The organism is Pseudomonas sp. CP-1 (genome assembly GCF_021213715.1).
In the GTDB taxonomy this organism is placed as follows: Bacteria; Pseudomonadota; Gammaproteobacteria; order Pseudomonadales; family Pseudomonadaceae; genus Pseudomonas; species Pseudomonas aeruginosa.
Genome location: NZ_JAJQKY010000001.1, coordinates 327,233 through 345,164 on the forward strand (window position 1 = coordinate 327,233; position 17,932 = coordinate 345,164).

17 protein-coding genes, 1 tRNA gene and 1 pseudogene are annotated in these 17,932 nt (G+C 59.6%); 17 read left to right on the forward strand and 2 right to left on the reverse strand.

Going from position 1 to position 17,932, the window contains the following annotated elements; translation table 11 throughout:
• The 13 genes and pseudogenes from tolQ to LT948_RS01630 all read left to right on the forward strand — a co-directional run bounded on the left by tolQ (position 1) and on the right by LT948_RS01630 (position 10,805).
• Positions 1-696: a protein TolQ gene (gene tolQ / locus LT948_RS01570; RefSeq protein ID WP_003086125.1), complete on the forward strand. Its 696-nt coding sequence runs from the start codon at positions 1-3 to the stop codon at positions 694-696.
• A 22-nt stretch (positions 697-718) separates the two neighbouring features.
• Positions 719-1,159, forward strand: a complete 441-nt coding sequence (gene tolR, locus LT948_RS01575) for a protein TolR (RefSeq protein WP_003086126.1) — start codon at positions 719-721, stop codon at positions 1,157-1,159.
• A 2-nt stretch (positions 1,160-1,161) separates the two neighbouring features.
• The gene (tolA, locus tag LT948_RS01580) at positions 1,162-2,205 is read left to right on the forward strand and encodes a cell envelope integrity protein TolA (protein ID WP_003086127.1); all 1,044 of its coding nucleotides are present in this window, start codon (positions 1,162-1,164) and stop codon (positions 2,203-2,205) included.
• A complete protein-coding gene (tolB, locus tag LT948_RS01585; protein ID WP_003086128.1) occupies positions 2,202-3,500 on the forward strand; it encodes a Tol-Pal system beta propeller repeat protein TolB in 1,299 nt (432 codons plus the stop codon). Before tolA ends, tolB begins: the two co-directional genes overlap by 4 nt.
• Before the next feature lie 52 nt (positions 3,501-3,552).
• Complete coding sequence (gene pal, locus LT948_RS01590) at positions 3,553-4,059, forward strand: peptidoglycan-associated lipoprotein Pal (protein ID WP_003111417.1); 507 nt, start codon at positions 3,553-3,555, stop codon at positions 4,057-4,059.
• Between the two features lie 9 nt (positions 4,060-4,068).
• A complete protein-coding gene (ybgF, locus tag LT948_RS01595) occupies positions 4,069-4,893 on the forward strand; it encodes a tol-pal system protein YbgF (RefSeq protein WP_003120698.1) in 825 nt (274 codons plus the stop codon).
• A gap of 219 nt (positions 4,894-5,112) precedes the next feature.
• Entirely contained in the window at positions 5,113-5,760 is a 648-nt protein-coding gene (queE, locus tag LT948_RS01600) for a 7-carboxy-7-deazaguanine synthase QueE (RefSeq protein ID WP_003111416.1), read from the forward strand.
• 15 nt (positions 5,761-5,775) lie between these two features.
• On the forward strand, positions 5,776-6,450 hold the full coding sequence (gene queC, locus LT948_RS01605; RefSeq protein WP_003111415.1) for a 7-cyano-7-deazaguanine synthase QueC: 675 nt from the start codon (positions 5,776-5,778) through the stop codon (positions 6,448-6,450).
• Between the two features lie 59 nt (positions 6,451-6,509).
• Positions 6,510-6,585 (forward strand) — tRNA-Lys (locus LT948_RS01610).
• 234 nt (positions 6,586-6,819) lie between these two features.
• Positions 6,820-7,396 (forward strand): annotated as a pseudogene (locus tag LT948_RS01615) (integrase core domain-containing protein); the annotation flags it as partial.
• Between the two features lie 136 nt (positions 7,397-7,532).
• On the forward strand, positions 7,533-9,596 hold the full coding sequence (gene exoU / locus LT948_RS01620; RefSeq protein WP_218816334.1) for a type III secretion system effector cytotoxin ExoU: 2,064 nt from the start codon (positions 7,533-7,535) through the stop codon (positions 9,594-9,596).
• Positions 9,593-10,006, forward strand: coding sequence for a CesT family type III secretion system chaperone SpcU (gene spcU, locus LT948_RS01625; protein WP_003134054.1), 414 nt, complete (start codon positions 9,593-9,595; stop codon positions 10,004-10,006). The genes exoU and spcU overlap by 4 nt, the downstream gene beginning before the upstream one ends.
• Before the next feature lie 394 nt (positions 10,007-10,400).
• Positions 10,401-10,805, forward strand: coding sequence for an acyl-CoA thioesterase (locus LT948_RS01630; RefSeq protein WP_003108604.1), 405 nt, complete (start codon positions 10,401-10,403; stop codon positions 10,803-10,805).
• A 120-nt stretch (positions 10,806-10,925) separates the two neighbouring features.
• On the opposite strand, the gene LT948_RS01635 is transcribed toward LT948_RS01630, so the two are convergent.
• Entirely contained in the window at positions 10,926-11,486 is a 561-nt protein-coding gene (locus tag LT948_RS01635) for a hypothetical protein (RefSeq protein ID WP_003086226.1), read from the reverse strand.
• A 377-nt stretch (positions 11,487-11,863) separates the two neighbouring features.
• Complete coding sequence (locus LT948_RS01640; RefSeq protein WP_003086228.1) at positions 11,864-12,502, reverse strand: NUDIX hydrolase; 639 nt, start codon at positions 12,500-12,502, stop codon at positions 11,864-11,866.
• A gap of 598 nt (positions 12,503-13,100) precedes the next feature.
• Here LT948_RS01640 and LT948_RS01645 point away from each other — a divergent pair.
• From LT948_RS01645 to LT948_RS01660, 4 genes are all read left to right on the forward strand, one after another.
• A complete protein-coding gene (locus LT948_RS01645) occupies positions 13,101-13,478 on the forward strand; it encodes an Hpt domain-containing protein (RefSeq protein ID WP_003134050.1) in 378 nt (125 codons plus the stop codon).
• A 444-nt stretch (positions 13,479-13,922) separates the two neighbouring features.
• Entirely contained in the window at positions 13,923-14,540 is a 618-nt protein-coding gene (locus LT948_RS01650) for a fimbrial protein (RefSeq protein WP_003086231.1), read from the forward strand.
• A gap of 57 nt (positions 14,541-14,597) precedes the next feature.
• On the forward strand, positions 14,598-15,311 hold the full coding sequence (locus LT948_RS01655; protein WP_003134048.1) for a fimbrial biogenesis chaperone: 714 nt from the start codon (positions 14,598-14,600) through the stop codon (positions 15,309-15,311).
• 95 nt (positions 15,312-15,406) lie between these two features.
• On the forward strand, positions 15,407-17,926 hold the full coding sequence (locus tag LT948_RS01660) for a fimbria/pilus outer membrane usher protein (protein WP_003134047.1): 2,520 nt from the start codon (positions 15,407-15,409) through the stop codon (positions 17,924-17,926).
• Positions 17,927-17,932: the final 6 nt, after the last annotated feature.

The following is a 17,932-nucleotide window of genomic DNA, read 5'->3' on the forward strand; positions in this document are numbered from 1 at the left end:
GTGGAACCGAACGTCGTCGACCATACCTCCATGTGGAGCCTGATCAGCAACGCCAGTATCGTGGTGCAGCTGGTCATGCTGACCCTCGTGGCCGCCTCGGTCACATCCTGGATCATGATTTTCCAGCGCGGCAACGCCATGCGCGCTGCCAAGAAGGCACTGGATGCCTTCGAAGAACGCTTCTGGTCGGGCATCGACCTGTCCAAGCTGTATCGCCAGGCCGGTAGCAATCCGGACCCGGACTCCGGCGTCGAGCAGATCTTCCGTGCCGGCTTCAAGGAGTTTTCCCGTCTGCGCCAGCAGCCCGGCGTCGATCCCGATGCGGTGATGGAGGGCGTGGCGCGCGCCATGCGTGTGGCCATCTCCCGTGAGGAGGAGAAACTCGAGGCCAGCCTGCCGTTCCTGGCAACCGTCGGCTCCACCAGCCCGTACGTCGGCCTGTTCGGTACCGTCTGGGGTATCATGAATTCCTTCCGTGGCCTGGCCACCGTGCAGCAGGCTACCCTGGCCACCGTCGCCCCGGGTATCGCCGAAGCGCTGATCGCCACCGCCATCGGCCTGTTCGCCGCGATCCCCGCGGTCATCGCCTACAACCGCTTCTCCGCACGTTCTGAGATGCTGATCGGTCGTTACTACACCTTCGCCGACGAGTTCCAGGCCATCCTGCACCGCAAGGTGCACACCAGCGACGACTAAGACGACTGAGAGGTAAGCCGATATGGCAAGGGTTCGTCACAAGCGCAAGCCGGTCGCGGAAATGAACGTGGTGCCTTACATCGACGTGATGCTGGTACTGCTGGTGATTTTCATGGTGACCGCACCGATGCTCAACCAGGGGGTCAAGGTCGACCTGCCGAAGGTGTCCAGCGAGGCGTTGCCTCAGGACAACAACAAGCAGGTCCTGACCCTTTCGGTGAAGGCTGACGGTTCCTATTACTGGAACGTCGGCAGCGAAGTGGATACTGAAAAACAGACCGATAGTGCCGTGTCGTTGGAACAGATGACCGATGCAGTCACCAAGATCATGAGTGCCCGTCCGGACACCCAGGTATTCATCCGCGGCGACAAGGCGGTGAACTATGGTGCGGTGGTTGGCGCCATGGGTGCCTTGCAGCAGGCCGGTGTGCCCAACGTCGGGTTGATTACCGAGGCCCCCTGATCTTGAAGCAACAGTTCGAGCGCTCGCCTTCCGAGAGTTATTTCTGGCCCGTCGTCCTGGCGGTGGTCCTGCACGTTCTGATCTTCGCCATGCTGTTCGTCAGCTGGGCGTTTGCTCCGGAGCTTCCTCCCTCCAAGCCGATCGTGCAGGCCACGCTCTACCAGCTCAAGTCGAAGAGCCAGGCGACGACCCAGACCAACCAGAAGATCGCTGGCGAGGCGAAGAAGACCGCCTCCAAGCAATACGAAGTCGAGCAGCTCGAACAGAAGAAGCTCGAGCAGCAGAAACTCGAGCAACAAAAGCTGGAACAGCAGCAGGTCGCTGCTGCGAAAGCGGCGGAACAAAAGAAGGCTGACGAGGCTCGAAAGGCCGAGGCCCAGAAAGCCGCCGAGGCGAAGAAGGCCGATGAAGCCAAGAAAGCTGCCGAGGCCAAGGCCGCCGAACAGAAGAAGCAGGCTGACATAGCCAAGAAGCGCGCCGAGGACGAGGCCAAGAAAAAGGCCGCTGACGACGCCAAGAAAAAGGCAGCCGAGGACGCGAAGAAGAAAGCGGCCGAGGAGGCCAAGAAGAAGGCTGCTGCGGAAGCGGCGAAGAAGAAAGCCGCCGTCGAGGCCGCCAAGAAAAAGGCCGCCGCCGCTGCCGCGGCAGCCCGCAAGGCTGCCGAGGACAAGAAGGCGCAGGCGTTGGCCGAGTTGCTTTCGGATACGACCGAGCGCCAGCAGGCCCTGGCCGACGAGGTGGGCAGCGAGGTCACCGGCAGTCTCGACGACCTGATCGTCAACCTGGTGAGCCAGCAGTGGCGGCGTCCTCCATCGGCGCGTAATGGAATGAGCGTAGAAGTACTGATCGAAATGCTGCCGGACGGTACCATCACCAATGCCAGCGTCAGCCGTTCGAGTGGCGACAAGCCTTTCGACAGTTCGGCGGTGGCGGCGGTGCGCAACGTCGGCCGTATTCCCGAGATGCAGCAATTGCCGCGGGCTACCTTCGACAGCCTGTATCGTCAGCGCCGCATCATCTTTAAACCGGAGGATTTGAGTCTGTGAGTACCCTGATTCGCATTGCGCTGTTCGCCCTGGCCCTGGTGGCAGGTGCTGCGCAGGCTGCCGACCCGCTGGTGATCTCCAGCGGTAACGACCGTGCCATTCCCATCGCCGTGGTGCCGTTCGGCTTCCAGGGGGGCAACGTGTTGCCGGAAGACATGTCCAATATCATCGGCAACGACCTGCGCAACTCCGGCTACTTCGAGCCGCTGCCCCGGCAGAACATGATCAGCCAGCCGGCGCAGGCCAGCGAAGTGATCTTCCGTGACTGGAAGGCAGTTGGCGTCAACTACGTGATGGTCGGCAACATCGTGCCTGCCGGCGGGCGCCTGCAGGTGCAGTACGCATTGTTCGATGTCGGCACCGAGCAGCAGGTCCTGACCGGCAGCGTGACCGGCAGCACCGATCAGCTCCGCGACATGTCGCACTACATCGCCGACCAGTCGTTCGAGAAGCTCACCGGTATCAAGGGCGCGTTCTCCACCAAGATGCTCTATGTCACCGCCGAGCGTTTCTCGGTCGACAACACCCGCTACACCTTGCAGCGCTCCGACTACGACGGCGCCCGCCCGGTGACCCTGCTGCAGTCGCGCGAGCCCATCGTGTCGCCGCGCTTCTCGCCCGATGGCCGCCGTATCGCCTATGTCTCCTTCGAACAGAAGCGCCCGCGTATCTTCATCCAGTACGTCGATACTGGCCGTCGTGAGCAGATCACCAATTTCGAGGGCCTGAATGGCGCTCCGGCATTCTCCCCTGACGGCAACCGCCTGGCCTTCGTCCTGTCGCGCGACGGCAACCCGGAAATCTACGTCATGGACCTTGGCAGCCGCGCCCTGCGCCGCCTGACCAACAACCTGGCGATCGATACCGAACCCTTCTGGGGCAAGGACGGCTCTACCCTGTACTTCACCTCGGACCGTGGCGGCAAGCCGCAGATCTACAAGATGAACGTGAACAGCGGTGCCGTGGACCGGGTAACCTTCATCGGCAACTACAACGCCAACCCGAAACTCTCGGCCGACGAGAAGACCCTGGTAATGGTTCACCGCCAGCAGGGCTACACCAACTTCCAGATCGCCGCCCAGGACCTCCAGCGCGGCAATCTGCGGGTGCTGTCGAACACCACTCTGGACGATTCGCCCACTGTTGCGCCCAATGGCACCATGCTAATCTACGCCACCCGCCAGCAGGACCGGGGCGTGCTGATGCTCGTATCCATCAACGGACGCGTACGGATACCTCTCCCTACCGCTCAGGGCGATGTGCGCGAGCCTTCCTGGTCCCCTTACCTGAACTGACGGTCGCCAACGGTTACAAACTTATACACTGGGGTTCATTAGGAGTTACATGATGGAAATGCTGAAATTCGGCAAATTTGCTGCGCTGGCTCTGGCCATGGCTGTGGCTGTGGGTTGCTCCTCCAAGGGCGGCGATGCTTCCGGTGAAGGTGCCAATGGCGGCGTCGACCCGAACGCAGGCTATGGCGCCAACAGCGGTGCCGTTGACGGCAGCCTGAGCGACGAAGCCGCTCTGCGTGCGATCACCACCTTCTACTTCGAGTACGACAGCTCCGACCTGAAGCCGGAAGCCATGCGCGCTCTGGACGTACACGCGAAAGACTTGAAAGGCAGCGGTCAGCGCGTAGTGCTGGAAGGCCACACCGACGAACGCGGCACCCGCGAGTACAACATGGCTCTGGGCGAGCGTCGTGCCAAGGCCGTTCAGCGCTACCTGGTGCTGCAGGGCGTTTCGCCGGCCCAGCTGGAACTGGTTTCCTATGGTAAAGAGCGTCCGGTCGCTACCGGCCACGACGAGCAGTCCTGGGCTCAGAACCGTCGCGTCGAGCTGAAGAAGTAAGAAGTCGTTATGCCCAAGCACCTGCGTGTCCTGACGTTCCTCGCGCTCAGCCTGCCATTAGCGGCCTGGGCGGAAGTTCCTGTGTATGACGGCGTTGCCGCCAACAATGGCGGCAACGTTCCTCCTTCCGGGTATGGCACGGCAGGTGCCGGCGGCGCCTTTGCCGGAGGTGGGGTGACAACCCCCACCTCCGTGCAGGGCGAACTGTTCATGCAGCTCCAGCAGATGCAGGACGAGTTGGCTCGCCTGCGTGGCACGCTCGAGGAACAGCAGAACCAGATCCAGCAGCTCAAGCAGGAAAGCCTGGAACGCTACCAGGACCTCGACCGTCGGATTTCCGGTGGTGGCGCTCCCGCTGCACAGAATTCCGCACCTGCTGGCGCCATCAACGCCAATGGGGCGCCTGCGGCTCCCGCAGGCAACAACGCACCGGCGCCGAGTAGCGAGCCGGGCGACCCGGCGAAGGAGAAGCTCTACTACGACGCGGCCTTCGACCTGATAAAGAGCAAGGATTTCGACAAGGCGAGCCAGGCGTTCAATGCCTTCTTGCGCAAGTACCCGAACAGCCAGTACTCCGGCAACGCCCAGTACTGGCTCGGCGAGGTGAACCTGGCCAAGGGCGACCTGCAAGGTGCCGGCCAGGCTTTCGCGCGGGTCAGCCAGAGCTACCCCAGCAGCCAGAAGGTGCCCGACTCGCTGTACAAGCTGGCGGACGTCGAGCGTCGCCTGGGTAACAACGATAAGGCCAAGGGCATCCTCCAGCAGGTCATTTCCCAGTACCCGGGCACTTCGGCCGCCCAACTGGCGCAGCGCGACCTGAAGAACCTTCGCTGACCCCGTTCCCGATGAACAAACCCGCGCCTGTCGCGGGTTTTTTCGTTAGAATCTGCGCCCCCGTGAAGCTGCATGGTTTCAGCTCGGCTGATCTTCGTGCCTCTCCTCGCGAGACCTTCCGGGATTTCGAGTGCCACGACAGGATACGTTCCGTGGCGCCCCTTCATTTACCGCAACGGAGGCGGACGACCTGTTCAGTCGTCACGCCCGTGGCTGAATATGCAACAGACCCTGCGCATCACCGAGATTTTCTACTCGTTGCAGGGGGAAACACGTACCGCCGGCTTGCCGACGGTCTTCGTGCGCCTGACCGGCTGCCCCCTGCGCTGTCACTATTGCGATACCGCCTATGCCTTCAGCGGCGGCGACGTCGTTAGCCTGGACGCTATTCTCGAGCGGGTTGCCACCTACAAGCCTCGCTACATCTGCGTGACCGGCGGGGAGCCGCTGGCCCAGCCGAATTGCATTTCTCTGCTGGAGCGGCTTTGCGACGCCGGCTACGAGGTTTCCCTGGAAACCAGCGGGGCCCTCGATGTGTCACGGGTCGACCCGCGCGTAAGCAAGGTTCTCGACCTCAAGACGCCGGGATCTGGCGAGGTCGGACGCAACCGATACGAAAATATCCCGTTGCTGACCGACAACGATCAGGTGAAGTTTGTCGTCTGTTCGCGAGAGGACTACGACTGGGCGGTATCCAAGCTGATCGAGTACCGCCTCGACCAGCGTGCCGGTGAAGTCCTGTTCTCGCCGAGCCACCATCAGGTCAGCGCGCGAGAACTGGCCGATTGGATCGTGGCCGACAACCTGCCGGTCCGCCTGCAATTGCAACTGCACAAGATTCTCTGGAACGACGAACCGGGCCATTGAGACGAGGAATCCATCATGAACCAGAAGAAAGCGGTCATCCTGCTCTCCGGCGGCCTCGACTCCGCCACCGTTGTCGCCATGGCCAAGGCCGACGGCTACGCCTGCTACACCATGAGTTTCGACTACGGCCAGCGCCATCGCGCCGAGCTGCAGGCCGCCGAGCGCGTGGCCCGGCAGTTGGGCGTGATCGAGCACAAGGTGATAGGGCTCGACCTCAATGGCATGGGCGGCTCGGCATTGACCGACGAGAGCATCGCGGTGCCCGAGTCGCCTAGCGAAGGTATACCGGTGACTTACGTGCCCGCGCGCAATACGGTGTTTCTCTCGCTCGCCCTGGGCTGGGCCGAGGTCCTGGATGCCCGTGACATCTTCATCGGTGTGAATGCGGTGGATTACTCTGGTTATCCGGATTGTCGCCCTGAGTTCGTCGAGGCTTTCGAGCGCATGGCGAACCTGGCAACCAAGGCGGGCGTGGAAGGCAATGGCTTCCGCATCCAGGCGCCGCTGCAGTATCTGTCCAAGGCGCAGATCATCCAGGCGGGCGTGGCGCGTGGGGTGGATTACGGCCTGACGGTGTCCTGTTATCAAGCCGATGAGCAGGGGCGTGCGTGCGGCAAATGCGATAGCTGCCGGCTGCGTGCGGATGGCTTCGCGGCGGCTGGTATTTCCGACCCGACGCCATATTTCTGAAAAAAATTCGCGAGAGGTGTTGTTTTTACGTTAGAAATCAGTATTATACGCCTCGCGTTGGGTCGTTAGCTCAGTTGGTAGAGCAGTTGGCTTTTAACCAATTGGTCGTAGGTTCGAATCCTACACGACCCACCATTTCTCTACGGCGTGTTGCATAGATATAGAAAGGGGTGTTACGCCTTTTACTTGTCCAACAGCCGTATGGGCCAAATATGAAGCCCGTATCGATGTGATATCAATATGGAAAAGCCCACCTATCTAGGTGGGCTTTTCTGTTTCTAAGGACCTGAAACCATTCTGCAGGCGTAGCAAACGTGACCTGCTCCCCAACTTCAGTACCACGCTGAACTTAGTAGAGTCCGTTTTCCAAGCAGGAGACGGCAGTGCAGAAGCGTTCTTCTCGACTTCCTCAAGCGGGTCGAGGCCAGTGTACCGACCGAGCTGCACGCCCAACTGGTGGAACTGGCCCAGGAGCATCGACGCTGTGGCTAACGCCGCCTGCACATCCTGCTGTGGCGTGCAGGTCAACCACAAGCGGATTTACCGGCTGTACCGAGCCGCCGGCTTGATGGTGAGGCAGCGGAGGATCGCGGTGGCGCGGTTTCGCGGCTACCCGCAGGCGATCCGCACCGACCAGGGCCCCGAGTTCACCGGCAAGGCGCTTGATCAGTGGGCCTGTCAGCGTGACATCAAGTTGAAGCTGATTCAGCCTGGCCAGCCCACGCAGAGCGCCTTCATCGAGTCATTCAACGGCAAGTTCCGGGGCGAATGCCTCAATGAGCACTGCTCGCTGGTCGAAGCCAGAATCCGTATCGCGGCTTGGCGGGATTACAACGAGCACCGACCACACAGCGCCATTGGCAATCTCTCCCCGGCAGAGCTTGCTGCGAAGTGGCGAACCAACCAGCAGCAGCTGAAGCGGGAAAAGTTGATATCAACCCCATAGCCTACTAACTAGGCAGCGGTACTAAAACTGGGGGCAGGCCAGTCCGAACTGATAAAAAAACGTCCGAAACTGGCAAAACCTTATGGCCGGTTTTCCTAATATTTGCTCCGAACCCTCGGTATTTCAAGGAGCGAACATGCATATCCAATCGTTGGGGGCTACTGCCTCCTCGCTGAATCAGGAGCCTGTCGAAACCCCGTCGCAGGCAGCGCATAAGTCCGCCAGCTTGCGTCAGGAACCTTCAGGGCAAGGTCTCGGGGTTGCCCTAAAGAGCACGCCGGGAATACTTTCCGGGAAGTTGCCGGAAAGCGTTAGCGACGTGCGTTTCAGCAGTCCCCAAGGGCAAGGGGAGTCCCGTACTCTGACTGACTCGGCAGGGCCGCGGCAGATCACTCTGCGCCAGTTTGAGAACGGAGTCACCGAGCTACAGCTCAGTCGGCCACCATTGACCAGTCTGGTCCTAAGCGGCGGTGGTGCCAAAGGTGCGGCATACCCGGGAGCAATGCTGGCGCTAGAAGAGAAAGGCATGCTCGATGGCATCCGCAGCATGTCCGGTTCGTCCGCTGGCGGCATCACCGCCGCCCTTTTGGCCTCAGGTATGAGCCCGGCGGCGTTCAAGACCCTTTCCGACAAGATGGATCTTATTTCGCTGCTCGACAGCTCGAACAAGAAGCTGAAGCTGTTCCAACACATTAGCAGCGAGATCGGCGCATCGCTGAAAAAGGGCTTGGGCAACAAGATCGGCGGCTTCTCTGAGTTGCTGCTCAATGTACTCCCACGCATAGATTCGCGGGCTGAGCCCCTAGAACGCCTATTGCGCGACGAGACACGCAAGGCCGTGCTCGGACAGATCGCTACGCATCCAGAGGTTGCACGCCAGCCGACCGTTGCCGCCATCGCCAGCAGATTGCAGTCCGGCTCCGGAGTCACCTTTGGCGATCTAGATCGGTTGAGTGCTTACATTCCCCAGATTAAGACGCTGAACATCACAGGTACGGCCATGTTCGAGGGGCGTCCGCAATTAGTGGTGTTCAATGCCAGCCACACACCGGATCTGGAGGTCGCCCAGGCGGCACATATCTCCGGTTCCTTCCCAGGAGTGTTCCAGAAGGTCAGCTTGAGTGATCAGCCGTACCAGGCCGGCGTAGAGTGGACAGAATTCCAGGATGGCGGGGTGATGATTAACGTGCCGGTCCCTGAGATGATCGACAAGAATTTTGACAGCGGGCCACTGCGGCGCAACGACAACCTGATCCTTGAGTTCGAGGGCGAAGCTGGGGAGGTAGCGCCCGACCGAGGTACTAGGGGCGGCGCGCTCAAGGGCTGGGTCGTCGGGGTGCCTGCCCTGCAGGCGCGCGAAATGCTGCAGCTCGAGGGCCTGGAGGAATTGCGCGAGCAAACCGTTGTGGTGCCGTTGAAGAGCGAGCGCGGTGATTTCAGTGGCATGCTCGGTGGCACCTTGAACTTCACCATGCCGGACGAGATCAAGGCGCATCTTCAGGAGCGCCTCCAGGAGCGAGTCGGTGAACATCTGGAGAAACGTCTTCAGGCTTCAGAGCGTCATACCTTCGCTTCTCTCGACGAGGCGCTGCTGGCACTTGATGACAGTATGCTCACCAGTGTTGCTCAACAGAACCCGGAGATCACAGACGGGGCGGTGGCTTTTCGCCAGAAGGCGCGGGATGCGTTCACCGAGCTGACTGTCGCTATCGTTAGCGCCAATGGCTTGGCGGGTAGGCTCAAGTTGGACGAGGCTATGCGCTCCGCTCTTCAGCGACTCGATGCGCTGGCAGATACTCCGGAACGCCTAGCATGGTTGGCAGCTGAGTTGAACCATGCTGATAACGTTGATCATCAGCAGTTACTCGATGCCATGCGCGGGCAGACGGTGCAGTCGCCGGTGCTCGCCGCTGCGTTAGCAGAGGCGCAGCGCCGCAAAGTGGCGGTTATTGCCGAGAACATTCGTAAGGAAGTTATCTTCCCCTCTCTGTATCGCCCTGGCCAGCCGGATTCCAACGTAGCTCTGTTACGTCGGGCGGAGGAGCAGCTACGGCATGCCACCAGTCCGGCGGAAATCAATCAAGCGCTGAACGATATCGTCGACAACTACTCGGCACGAGGCTTCCTGTGTTTCGGCAAACCCTTGAGTTCGACTACCGTTGAGATGGCTAAGGCTTGGCGGAATAAGGAGTTCACATGATTGATACATGGCTGGCACAGTGGGGCTTGAGACTTCCCTCGAGCAACGATGCCACGTTGCGGCTGCAACCGGCAGAGGGACCGGAACTGGTTATGGAGCGCCTCGAGGGCGGTTGGCTTTTCGTCGTCGAGTTGGGACTTGTGCCTTCAGGGTTACCGCTGGGTGTGATCTTGCAATTGTTACAAGTGAACTCTCCATTCTCATCCTTGGCACCGGTGAAACTTGCGGCGGACGATGCCGGTAGACTTGTGCTCTGGGCTGAGGCACGTGATGGCGTTGACGATGTGGATGCACTGAACCGCTTGCACGATAGGCTGCGGGAAGGACATTCACGATTAGTGCCATTGCTAGAGCCCACGGGTGAGTTGGTTCCAGCTCAGATACAAACCAGCGCGTTAGTGTTCGTTTGAACGCAAGGGGAAGGAGCGATACTGCCAATAAAATCCGCAGTTGGTAATTTCTCTAATAGATGGGCCACCCGAAGGTGGCCTATCTGTTCATGCTGCAATGAGTTGTCGTGCCAACACCATTTCTACCGAGCCCCATCCTGGTTCAACGAGCCGAGGCCCTCGAGGTGGGCTTTTCTGTTTCTGGAGTCCGGATATCCGATCCACAGCGCGCCAGAACGAGCGGCTGGTTTCGTGCTTTCGCCAGTTATATCGGCACTGGCAACCACAGTCGTGTGCCTGCCAGTCTGCTTCCATGCAGCCTGGTGAACAGGTGCATGGCTATCCGAGGATTTGTCAGTGGGCCTTGACTTTCATAGAGTGAAGCTCCTTTCCTCGCGACTGGATTAGTGACGCGATGCCGACCCCGGTTTTCATAAAAAGAACGGTACTGTTTGGCGACTGTGATCCCGAAGGGATCGTCTATACGCCACGTTTTTCATACTTCGTGCTGGAAGCGGTGCAGGAGGCGCTCGGGGTCTGGCTGGGAGGCCCGGGGCTCAGAACCCTCCTGGGTTTCAGGATTCTTCCCCCGGCGAGAGCGTTCTCCCTGGAATTCCTGCATCCGGTCACCTGGGACGACGAACTCACGCTGCGAGTGGGTGTGTCGAACGTGGGGACGCATTCTTTCTCGTTTTCAGTCGAAGGACGTCTTTCGCCGGACGTGGTGGCGTTCACTGCGAGTCTGACGCAGGTCTGTGTCTCCCCGGATACCCGCGAAGTCATGGAAGTCCCCGCGCAGCTCCGCGCGCTCCTCGCATAGAGACACATTCTGGCTATTCGTCGCGGCGCTGGCTACGGCCGGCAGGACGCTGCGAGCGGCATGCCGCTGACCTGCTCCGTGGCGCTCCGGAGGAGGGCGGCAAGCCGCCTTCCTTCATTTCTACTCGTTGCCGAGCATCGCATCCAGATCGCGCATGGTCTGTTTCTTGGCCTGGACGCCCTGCAGTTCGACGAACATTGCCTGGACGGTCTGCACCATGCGCGCAATGGGCATCTTGCCCAGCGGCAACATCTGGTTGTTGTCGCGGATGGCCGGGGCGCAGACGAAGGCGAACGAGCGTTGCAGCCAATAATCGTATTTCTCCGGGTCGATCCAGCCGTCGACGGTTTTCACGTTGGTGATGACGTTGTCGATGCGGCGCATGGCGCGTGCGTTGTCGAAGCGGACGCTGCGCTCCTTGCACTTGAACTGGACCTCGTAGGCCGTCAGCGTCGGCATCGACCGGTCTTCGAATAGCTGGATGATCTGCGCCGACTGGATACCTTTGGGTTGCTGCAAGATGCCGGTGGCGTTGGCGACGAATACCTCGTTGTTGTAGCGTTCGCCCTTGCCGTAGACGATCCAGTAGTCGCCGGTGCTTTCGGCGACCGCAGTCGTTGCCGTGCAGATGAAGGCGAGCGGCAGCAGCCAGCGCCGAGCGTGAAGGAATGGTTTGCCCATGAGTTCGTCCTTGAATGTCTTGTTCCCGACCGCGGAGGGTCATCCAAGGGACGAATCATAGGTGCATCCCAAGGTGAGGGTCGACTAGCACGGATGAGCTATGGACGAAGCGGGGGGAACTCGCTCGGAGCTTGCACGTTCGGGATGGTCGGGCGGCTGGCGCTTCGGGTGCGCTCCGGCAAGCATTCGAACGAGAACGACGGGCTGGCTTTACTGGTCGGAAGGCACGCTGCGCCGCTGTTGGCGGCGTCAAGCTGCCGGCGATGGGGGAGGGCGGCAAGCGCTCATCGACTGGTCGGTCGATCTGCCGGGTGCGCCTGCTGGACGCCGTTGGGGTCAGGCCGTCTGCCGCGCGATGACTCCATGAGGTCTGCAGCCTAGTCGAAAAGCGCCTCTGGCGTTCCTGCGCGGATTCGCTGCCATAACGTCTGGATCTGCGAGGCCAGTACCCGGTGCTCGGAAAGCGGCGGCAAGGCGTCCACCGGAAAGTACTCGGCCGCCGACGTTTCGTCCGTTTGTTGCTGAAGCCTGCCACCGGTGACGTGGCAGAAGAAGAAAGCTTTCAACGCATGCGGCAGTTGGGGAGGGTGGGGATGCTTGTGCTTGTCCAGCAATGCCAACAGGCGTATCGCTCGGACTTCCAGTCCGCTCTCTTCCTGGGTTTCGCGAACTACCGCATCTGCCGGCGACTCGTTTACGTCGCACCAGCCGCCCGGTAGGGTCCAGCGACCATCCGAGGCCTCTCGGACCAGCAGGACCCGCTGTTGCGAGTCGAGGATCAACGCACGGACGTCCAGTTTCGGGGTCGGGTAGTGGCTGTCCAGGGCGATCCAGTTCTCGACCCGTTCGTACGCTACCCCCTGGTCGCTGGCGATGAATTCGGCGACGGCATGCTGGAGCGCGCGAAAGCGTCCGATGTCGAAGCGGTCCTTGGAAAAGGCGAGACCGGCCTGGGCGGTGGACAGTATCAATTCCAGAAGATGGGCAAGCGCCCTGGGATCGCTGACCGATGGCACCTTTCCTTCCGTTTTTTCGGCCTTCGGGTGGTCCGCGTCGTGCGAGCCGTCCAATGGTTGTGCCATAGATAGAACCCTCGCTGCTCGATGATCTGTAGAGCTGGTTTTCAACCAGGTGTTCCCTGCGTCTTCCTCGTATGCCTGTGCACGCCAATAGTGGTTCATCAAACCCTGGTTGCGACCGTCGCTTTCCAACACATGCGCGTAACCCAGGTTCGCGTGTCGCAGCGATGGCTCCACTGCCAGGTTCGCTTCGAACCTTCAGGCGGTCGCAACTGATGACGCCTCTTCGCACAGACTTACCGTAGGAGTTTCCCTCCCCGAAACGAGCGGTCGGGCCGGCTGCGGTCGGCTGGCAAAGGTAGACTCCGTGCCGGCCATGAGCGTTTCCAGGGCCGTTTGGGGCCGTTCGATGAGGCGCAACAAGCGATGCTCCCCTGTTTGGACGGCAGAGGCGGAGGCAATTCCCTTATGCTGCTTGCGGATAACTGGCCCGGACGGCATGTACGGCCTTGTCGTTCTACGGATGCCTGGAGTCCCGCAGGCGGGACAGCGCAATGCGCAGTGACCTTCCTTTAAGCATATCGATGGAGTCTGTATGAAAGCGCTTGGTTCGGAATCGCCGATGGAAAGTCTTTTCGACATTCGTTCGCTGGAGGCCATTACCGGCGGCGAGCCGGCTGCATTGCGGCGGTTGCTGGAAACTTTATTGGCCAGCAGTCGGGATGATCGTACTCGGTTGGCGGAATTGCTTGAACTCGCAGACCTGCAAGGAGTGGCCGAACTTGCGCACAGGATAAAAGGGGCTGCGAGGGTGGTGGGCAGCAGCCTATTGGTCGAGTCTTGTTCCTGCCTTGAAAAGGCTTGCCAGAACCCATCGGAGTCTTCCGAGCGGATAGCCAATCTGGCCTCTTCATTGGAAGGCAAACTAAGTGCGTTCGAAATCAGTATCTCAACCGAATTGGCAAGGCTCTAGAGATCGGGCTGGATAGAACTTTCAGAAGCTGTTCAGGTCTCTCCATAACCTGAATCGCCTCTATTCTCCAGCATGGATTTCTCGAACCCATAAGCTCCGCGTTTGCTGCTGGGGCAATGGGGTAATTGGGTACTTGCTGGGTTTGCTTTGATTTGTCTTGGTTTTTCATTCTTCCATATAAGAGGCGCTATCGAAGCTGATGGCGCTTCTTTCGGATCGTTCATTGTCTTTGGCTGTTGGTGGCAGCGAGCTTGTGGTGTCGGAGGGTTTTTAACTACGAGGTTTTTGGCGCTTGTAGGAAACTTCATACAAGCACTGGGGAAGTTTCACACGATTGCCTGGGAAGTGCTTCGTTGTCGTTCTATTCGGCTTTTCGGAGAATGTTGCTGGCTCTTATAGAGTTCAAAAATCGCAACACTTTCACTGTCAAAAGGAAGCTCAATCGTGTCCATTTCCATGAAAAGCATTCTGGCTGCCGCAGTAGCCAGCCTGGTCGTCGGCAATGCCATGGCGGCAGACGGCACCATCAATTTCAAAGGTGAAATCACCGCGGCCGCTTGCAGCATCACTGGAGGTGCTGGCACCACCGTTGGCGGTGCAGCGGGCAACCAGACCATCGACGTAAACCTCGGCAAGATCAGCATCGACTCGCTGAGCGGCACCGCGGGCGGCAGCATCGCTGGTGGTACCAGCCTGAATCTGAACCTGGACTGTGGCAAGACCGGTACCGGTCTGACCACCGTGAAGCTGAAGTTCGACCCGATGTCCGGTACCGGCATCGATTCGCACAACGAAAGCCTGCTGAAGCTTGGTAAAGACTCCACTGCCACTGGCGTCGGTATTGGCATCTATGGTTCCGATGGCAAGCTGCTGAACCTGTCGGCGAACGAGACCATTGATGCACCCTTGAATTCCAGGGTTGAAAAAGATGGCGAAGGCCAAGACATCACCCTTTACAGCGCCAATCTGAATCTGCGGGCTGCTTACGTAAAGTCTGGCGCTGCGGCCGCTACGGCAGGTGTTGCCAACGGCTCCCTGCCCTTCACCCTGGAATACAACTAAGTTCTGCTACATGGGCGGGGTATGTATATACCCCGCTCCATGAGGTGTGAGTTCGTCATGAAATATCCATTTTCTTCCAGAGTTATCTGGGGTGGCATCCTTTTGCTTTTTTCCACCCTTGCCAATGCGGGAATCACACTGGGAGGAACCCGGGTCGTTCTGCAGGCGCCTGCCAAGGAGGCTGCAATCCTGGTCAGGAACCAGGCTTCCAAGGACGTGATGATTCAATCCTGGGTAGAGGCTGATAATGGGGCAGATAATCGCGAGGTCCCGTTTGCCATCACGCCTGCCCTAAGTCGTTTGGGAGGCAACAAGCAGCAAACCCTGCGTATCCTGTTTCAAGGGGAAGGCTTGCCGAGCGACAGGGAATCCGTATTCCGCCTGAACGTCCAGGAAATTCCGCAAAAATCTGCGTCGGCTAATACGTTGCAGATAGCTTTGCGCCAGCGTATCAAGGTCTTCTACCGCCCCGATAACTTGTCGGGAACTTCCGCCGAAGCGCCTGGAAAGTTGATCTGGCGTCTTGTTCGGCAGGGAGGTAAGTCGGTTGTCGAAGTTTCCAACGATACTGCGTTTCATGTCTCTTTCGCCAACGTGAAATTAAAAGCTGGCAATGCCTCCTATGTCGTTGATGCCGACATGGTCGCGCCGAAGTCGAGTCGCCGATTCGAAATCAAGGGAACTCCCCCCGGCGTTTCTGGAAATATCGAGTTCCAGAGCGTAAATGACTATGGCGGCCTCGATAAACATTCCAGCTCCTTATCCGACTGAAGCTCAGAAGAGCAGAAGGGCAGAAGAGCTGCTCTTAACTTCCCCTATGGATGGGTTTTTCCGGTTTGTCGGAAATTAGTCCAAGGAATATTCGCGTGGCCATATTTAGGAAAAGGTTCGACCTCAAGGTGTCCGTCTATTCCAGGTCTTCCTGTCTCGTGGCCTTGGGATTGGCTTTGCCTGCCGTAACTTCCGCGGTGGAATTCAACGCCGAGTTCCTGAACAACGAGGGCGGGGCGCCCGTTGAACTGAAGTATTTCGAGAACGGCAACTCGGTGTCGCCCGGCACTTACAGCGTCGACATTCATTTGAACCAGATCATGATCCGGCGCGAAGATGTCGTGTTCAGTGCCGATCCCGACACCGGAAGCGTTCGCCCGATCATTCGGATGGGCCTGCTCAAGGAGATTGGGGTCGATATCGCCCGGCTGACTCGGGACAAGCTCATTCCGGCCAACCTGGAAAACAATACGCCCCTGAATGTCGCCGAACTCATCCCCGGTGCATCCGTAGAGTTCGACGTCAACAGCCTTTCCCTGCTGGTCAGCATTCCACAGCTGTATGTACAGCGGCACTCGCGTGGCTATGTGGATCCCTCTCTTTGGGATGACGGCGTCACCGCGTTGTTTTCCAACTACCAGGCCAACTTCACGCGCAACACCAATTTTGGCCAGAACAGCGATTACCGCTACCTGGGCCTGCGCAATGGCTTCAACCTGTTTGGCTGGCGCCTGCGCAACGACTCCTCCCTGAGCGGGGGTACCGGCATGCGCAACAAGTTCAGTAGCAACCGTACCTATGTGGAACGTGACATTCGTGCCCTGAAGGGGACCTTGTCCCTCGGTGAGTTGTATACCTCCGCTCAGGGGGATGCTTTCGAGAGCGTGCGTATGCGCGGCGTGCAACTGCAATCCGATATCGGCATGCTGCCCGACAACGAGATCAGCTATACCCCGGTGGTGCGCGGTATCGCTGAAACCAATGCGACGGTCGAGGTGAGTCAGAATGGCTTCGTGATCTATTCCACCAACGTACCGCCCGGTGCGTTCGAGATCACCGACATCTATCCCAGCGGCTCCAATGGCGACCTGGAGGTCAAGATCATCGAGGCGGACGGACGCCAGCGGTCCTTCAAGCAGTCCTATTCCTACCTGCCGGTCATGACCCGCAAGGGGAACCTGCGCTATGGCCTGGCCGCCGGTGAATACCATAATGACGGCCAGCCGTCGGTCAACCTGCTCCAGGGATCGGCTGTGTATGGCTTGTCCGACAGGGTTACCGGCTTTGGCGGCCTGCTGGCTGCGGAGAAGTACAATGCCACCAACCTGGGCCTCGGCTTCAACACGCCCCTGGGCGGTCTTTCTGCGGACGTGACCCATAGCCAGTCCCGCACGCGACGGGGTGGGCGCAACCAGGGGCAGAGTCTGCGGCTTCTCTATTCCAAGACCATCAACGCCACCGAAACCAGCTTTACCGTGGTGGGCTATCGCTATTCCACGGAAGGCTACCGTACTCTCAGCCAGCATATCGACGACATGTCCGACGAGAGCTACCTCTATGGCTCAAGTTCCAGTCGGCAGAAGAGCCGCATAGACCTGACGGTGAACCAGACGCTGTTCCGACGCAGTTCGCTCTATCTCACGGCGGGCGAAACCACATATTGGAATCGCCCCGGCAGCAGCCGTCGCGTGCAGTTCGGCTTCAGCAGCGGCATCAAGCGCGCGAGCTACAGCCTGGCGGTTTCCCGTACCCAGGAGACGGGGTCGTTCGGGCGCTCCGATACCCAGTTCACGGCCTCCGTCAGCATCCCCTTGGGCGGTAGCGCACGCTCCAGTCAGGTATATGCCAATGCCGTGAGTTCACAGCATGGTGATTCGAGTCTGAACACCGGTATCTCCGGATACCTGGATGAAGCCAATGCGTTCAACTACAGCGCACAGGCCAACTACAGCAAGGACGGCGGCAACTCCGGCAGCGTCGGCCTGGGTTGGGACACGTCCAAGGCCAAGTTGTCCGCCAATTACAGCCAGGGGCGCGACAACAAGCAGATCAACCTGGGAGCAAGCGGTTCGGTAGTGGTGCATCCGGGGGGAGTGACCTTCGGCCAGCCGGTGGGGGAAACGTTCGGCCTGGTGGAGGTTCCGGAGGTTGGCGGCGTCGGCCTCGACGGCTACTCTTCGGTTCGCACCGACGGCCGTGGCTATGCCGTGCTCCCCTACATGCAACCCTATCGTTACAACTGGGTGAACCTGGATACCAATACCCTTGGAAGCGATACCGAGATCAGCGACAGCACGCAAATGGCCGTGCCGACCCGGGGCGCCGTGGTTGCCAAGCGTTTCTCCGCGGAGTCCGGTCGGCGGGTGCAGTTCGTCCTGAGCATGGAGTCTGGAGGAAAGATTCCCTTCGGTGCACAGGCATACGACAAGGAAGAGCGGGTCGTGGGAATGGTCGACAACCTGTCCCGTTTGCTGGTGTTCGGTATCGAGGACCAGGGGCGCCTGTCCATTCGCTGGAGCGATGGCTCCTGTTCCGTCGACTATCAGTTGCCGCCCAGGAACAAGGACCTGACGTACGAACGAGTTGCGCTCAGTTGCCGTCGGTCCTCGATCTGAAATGTC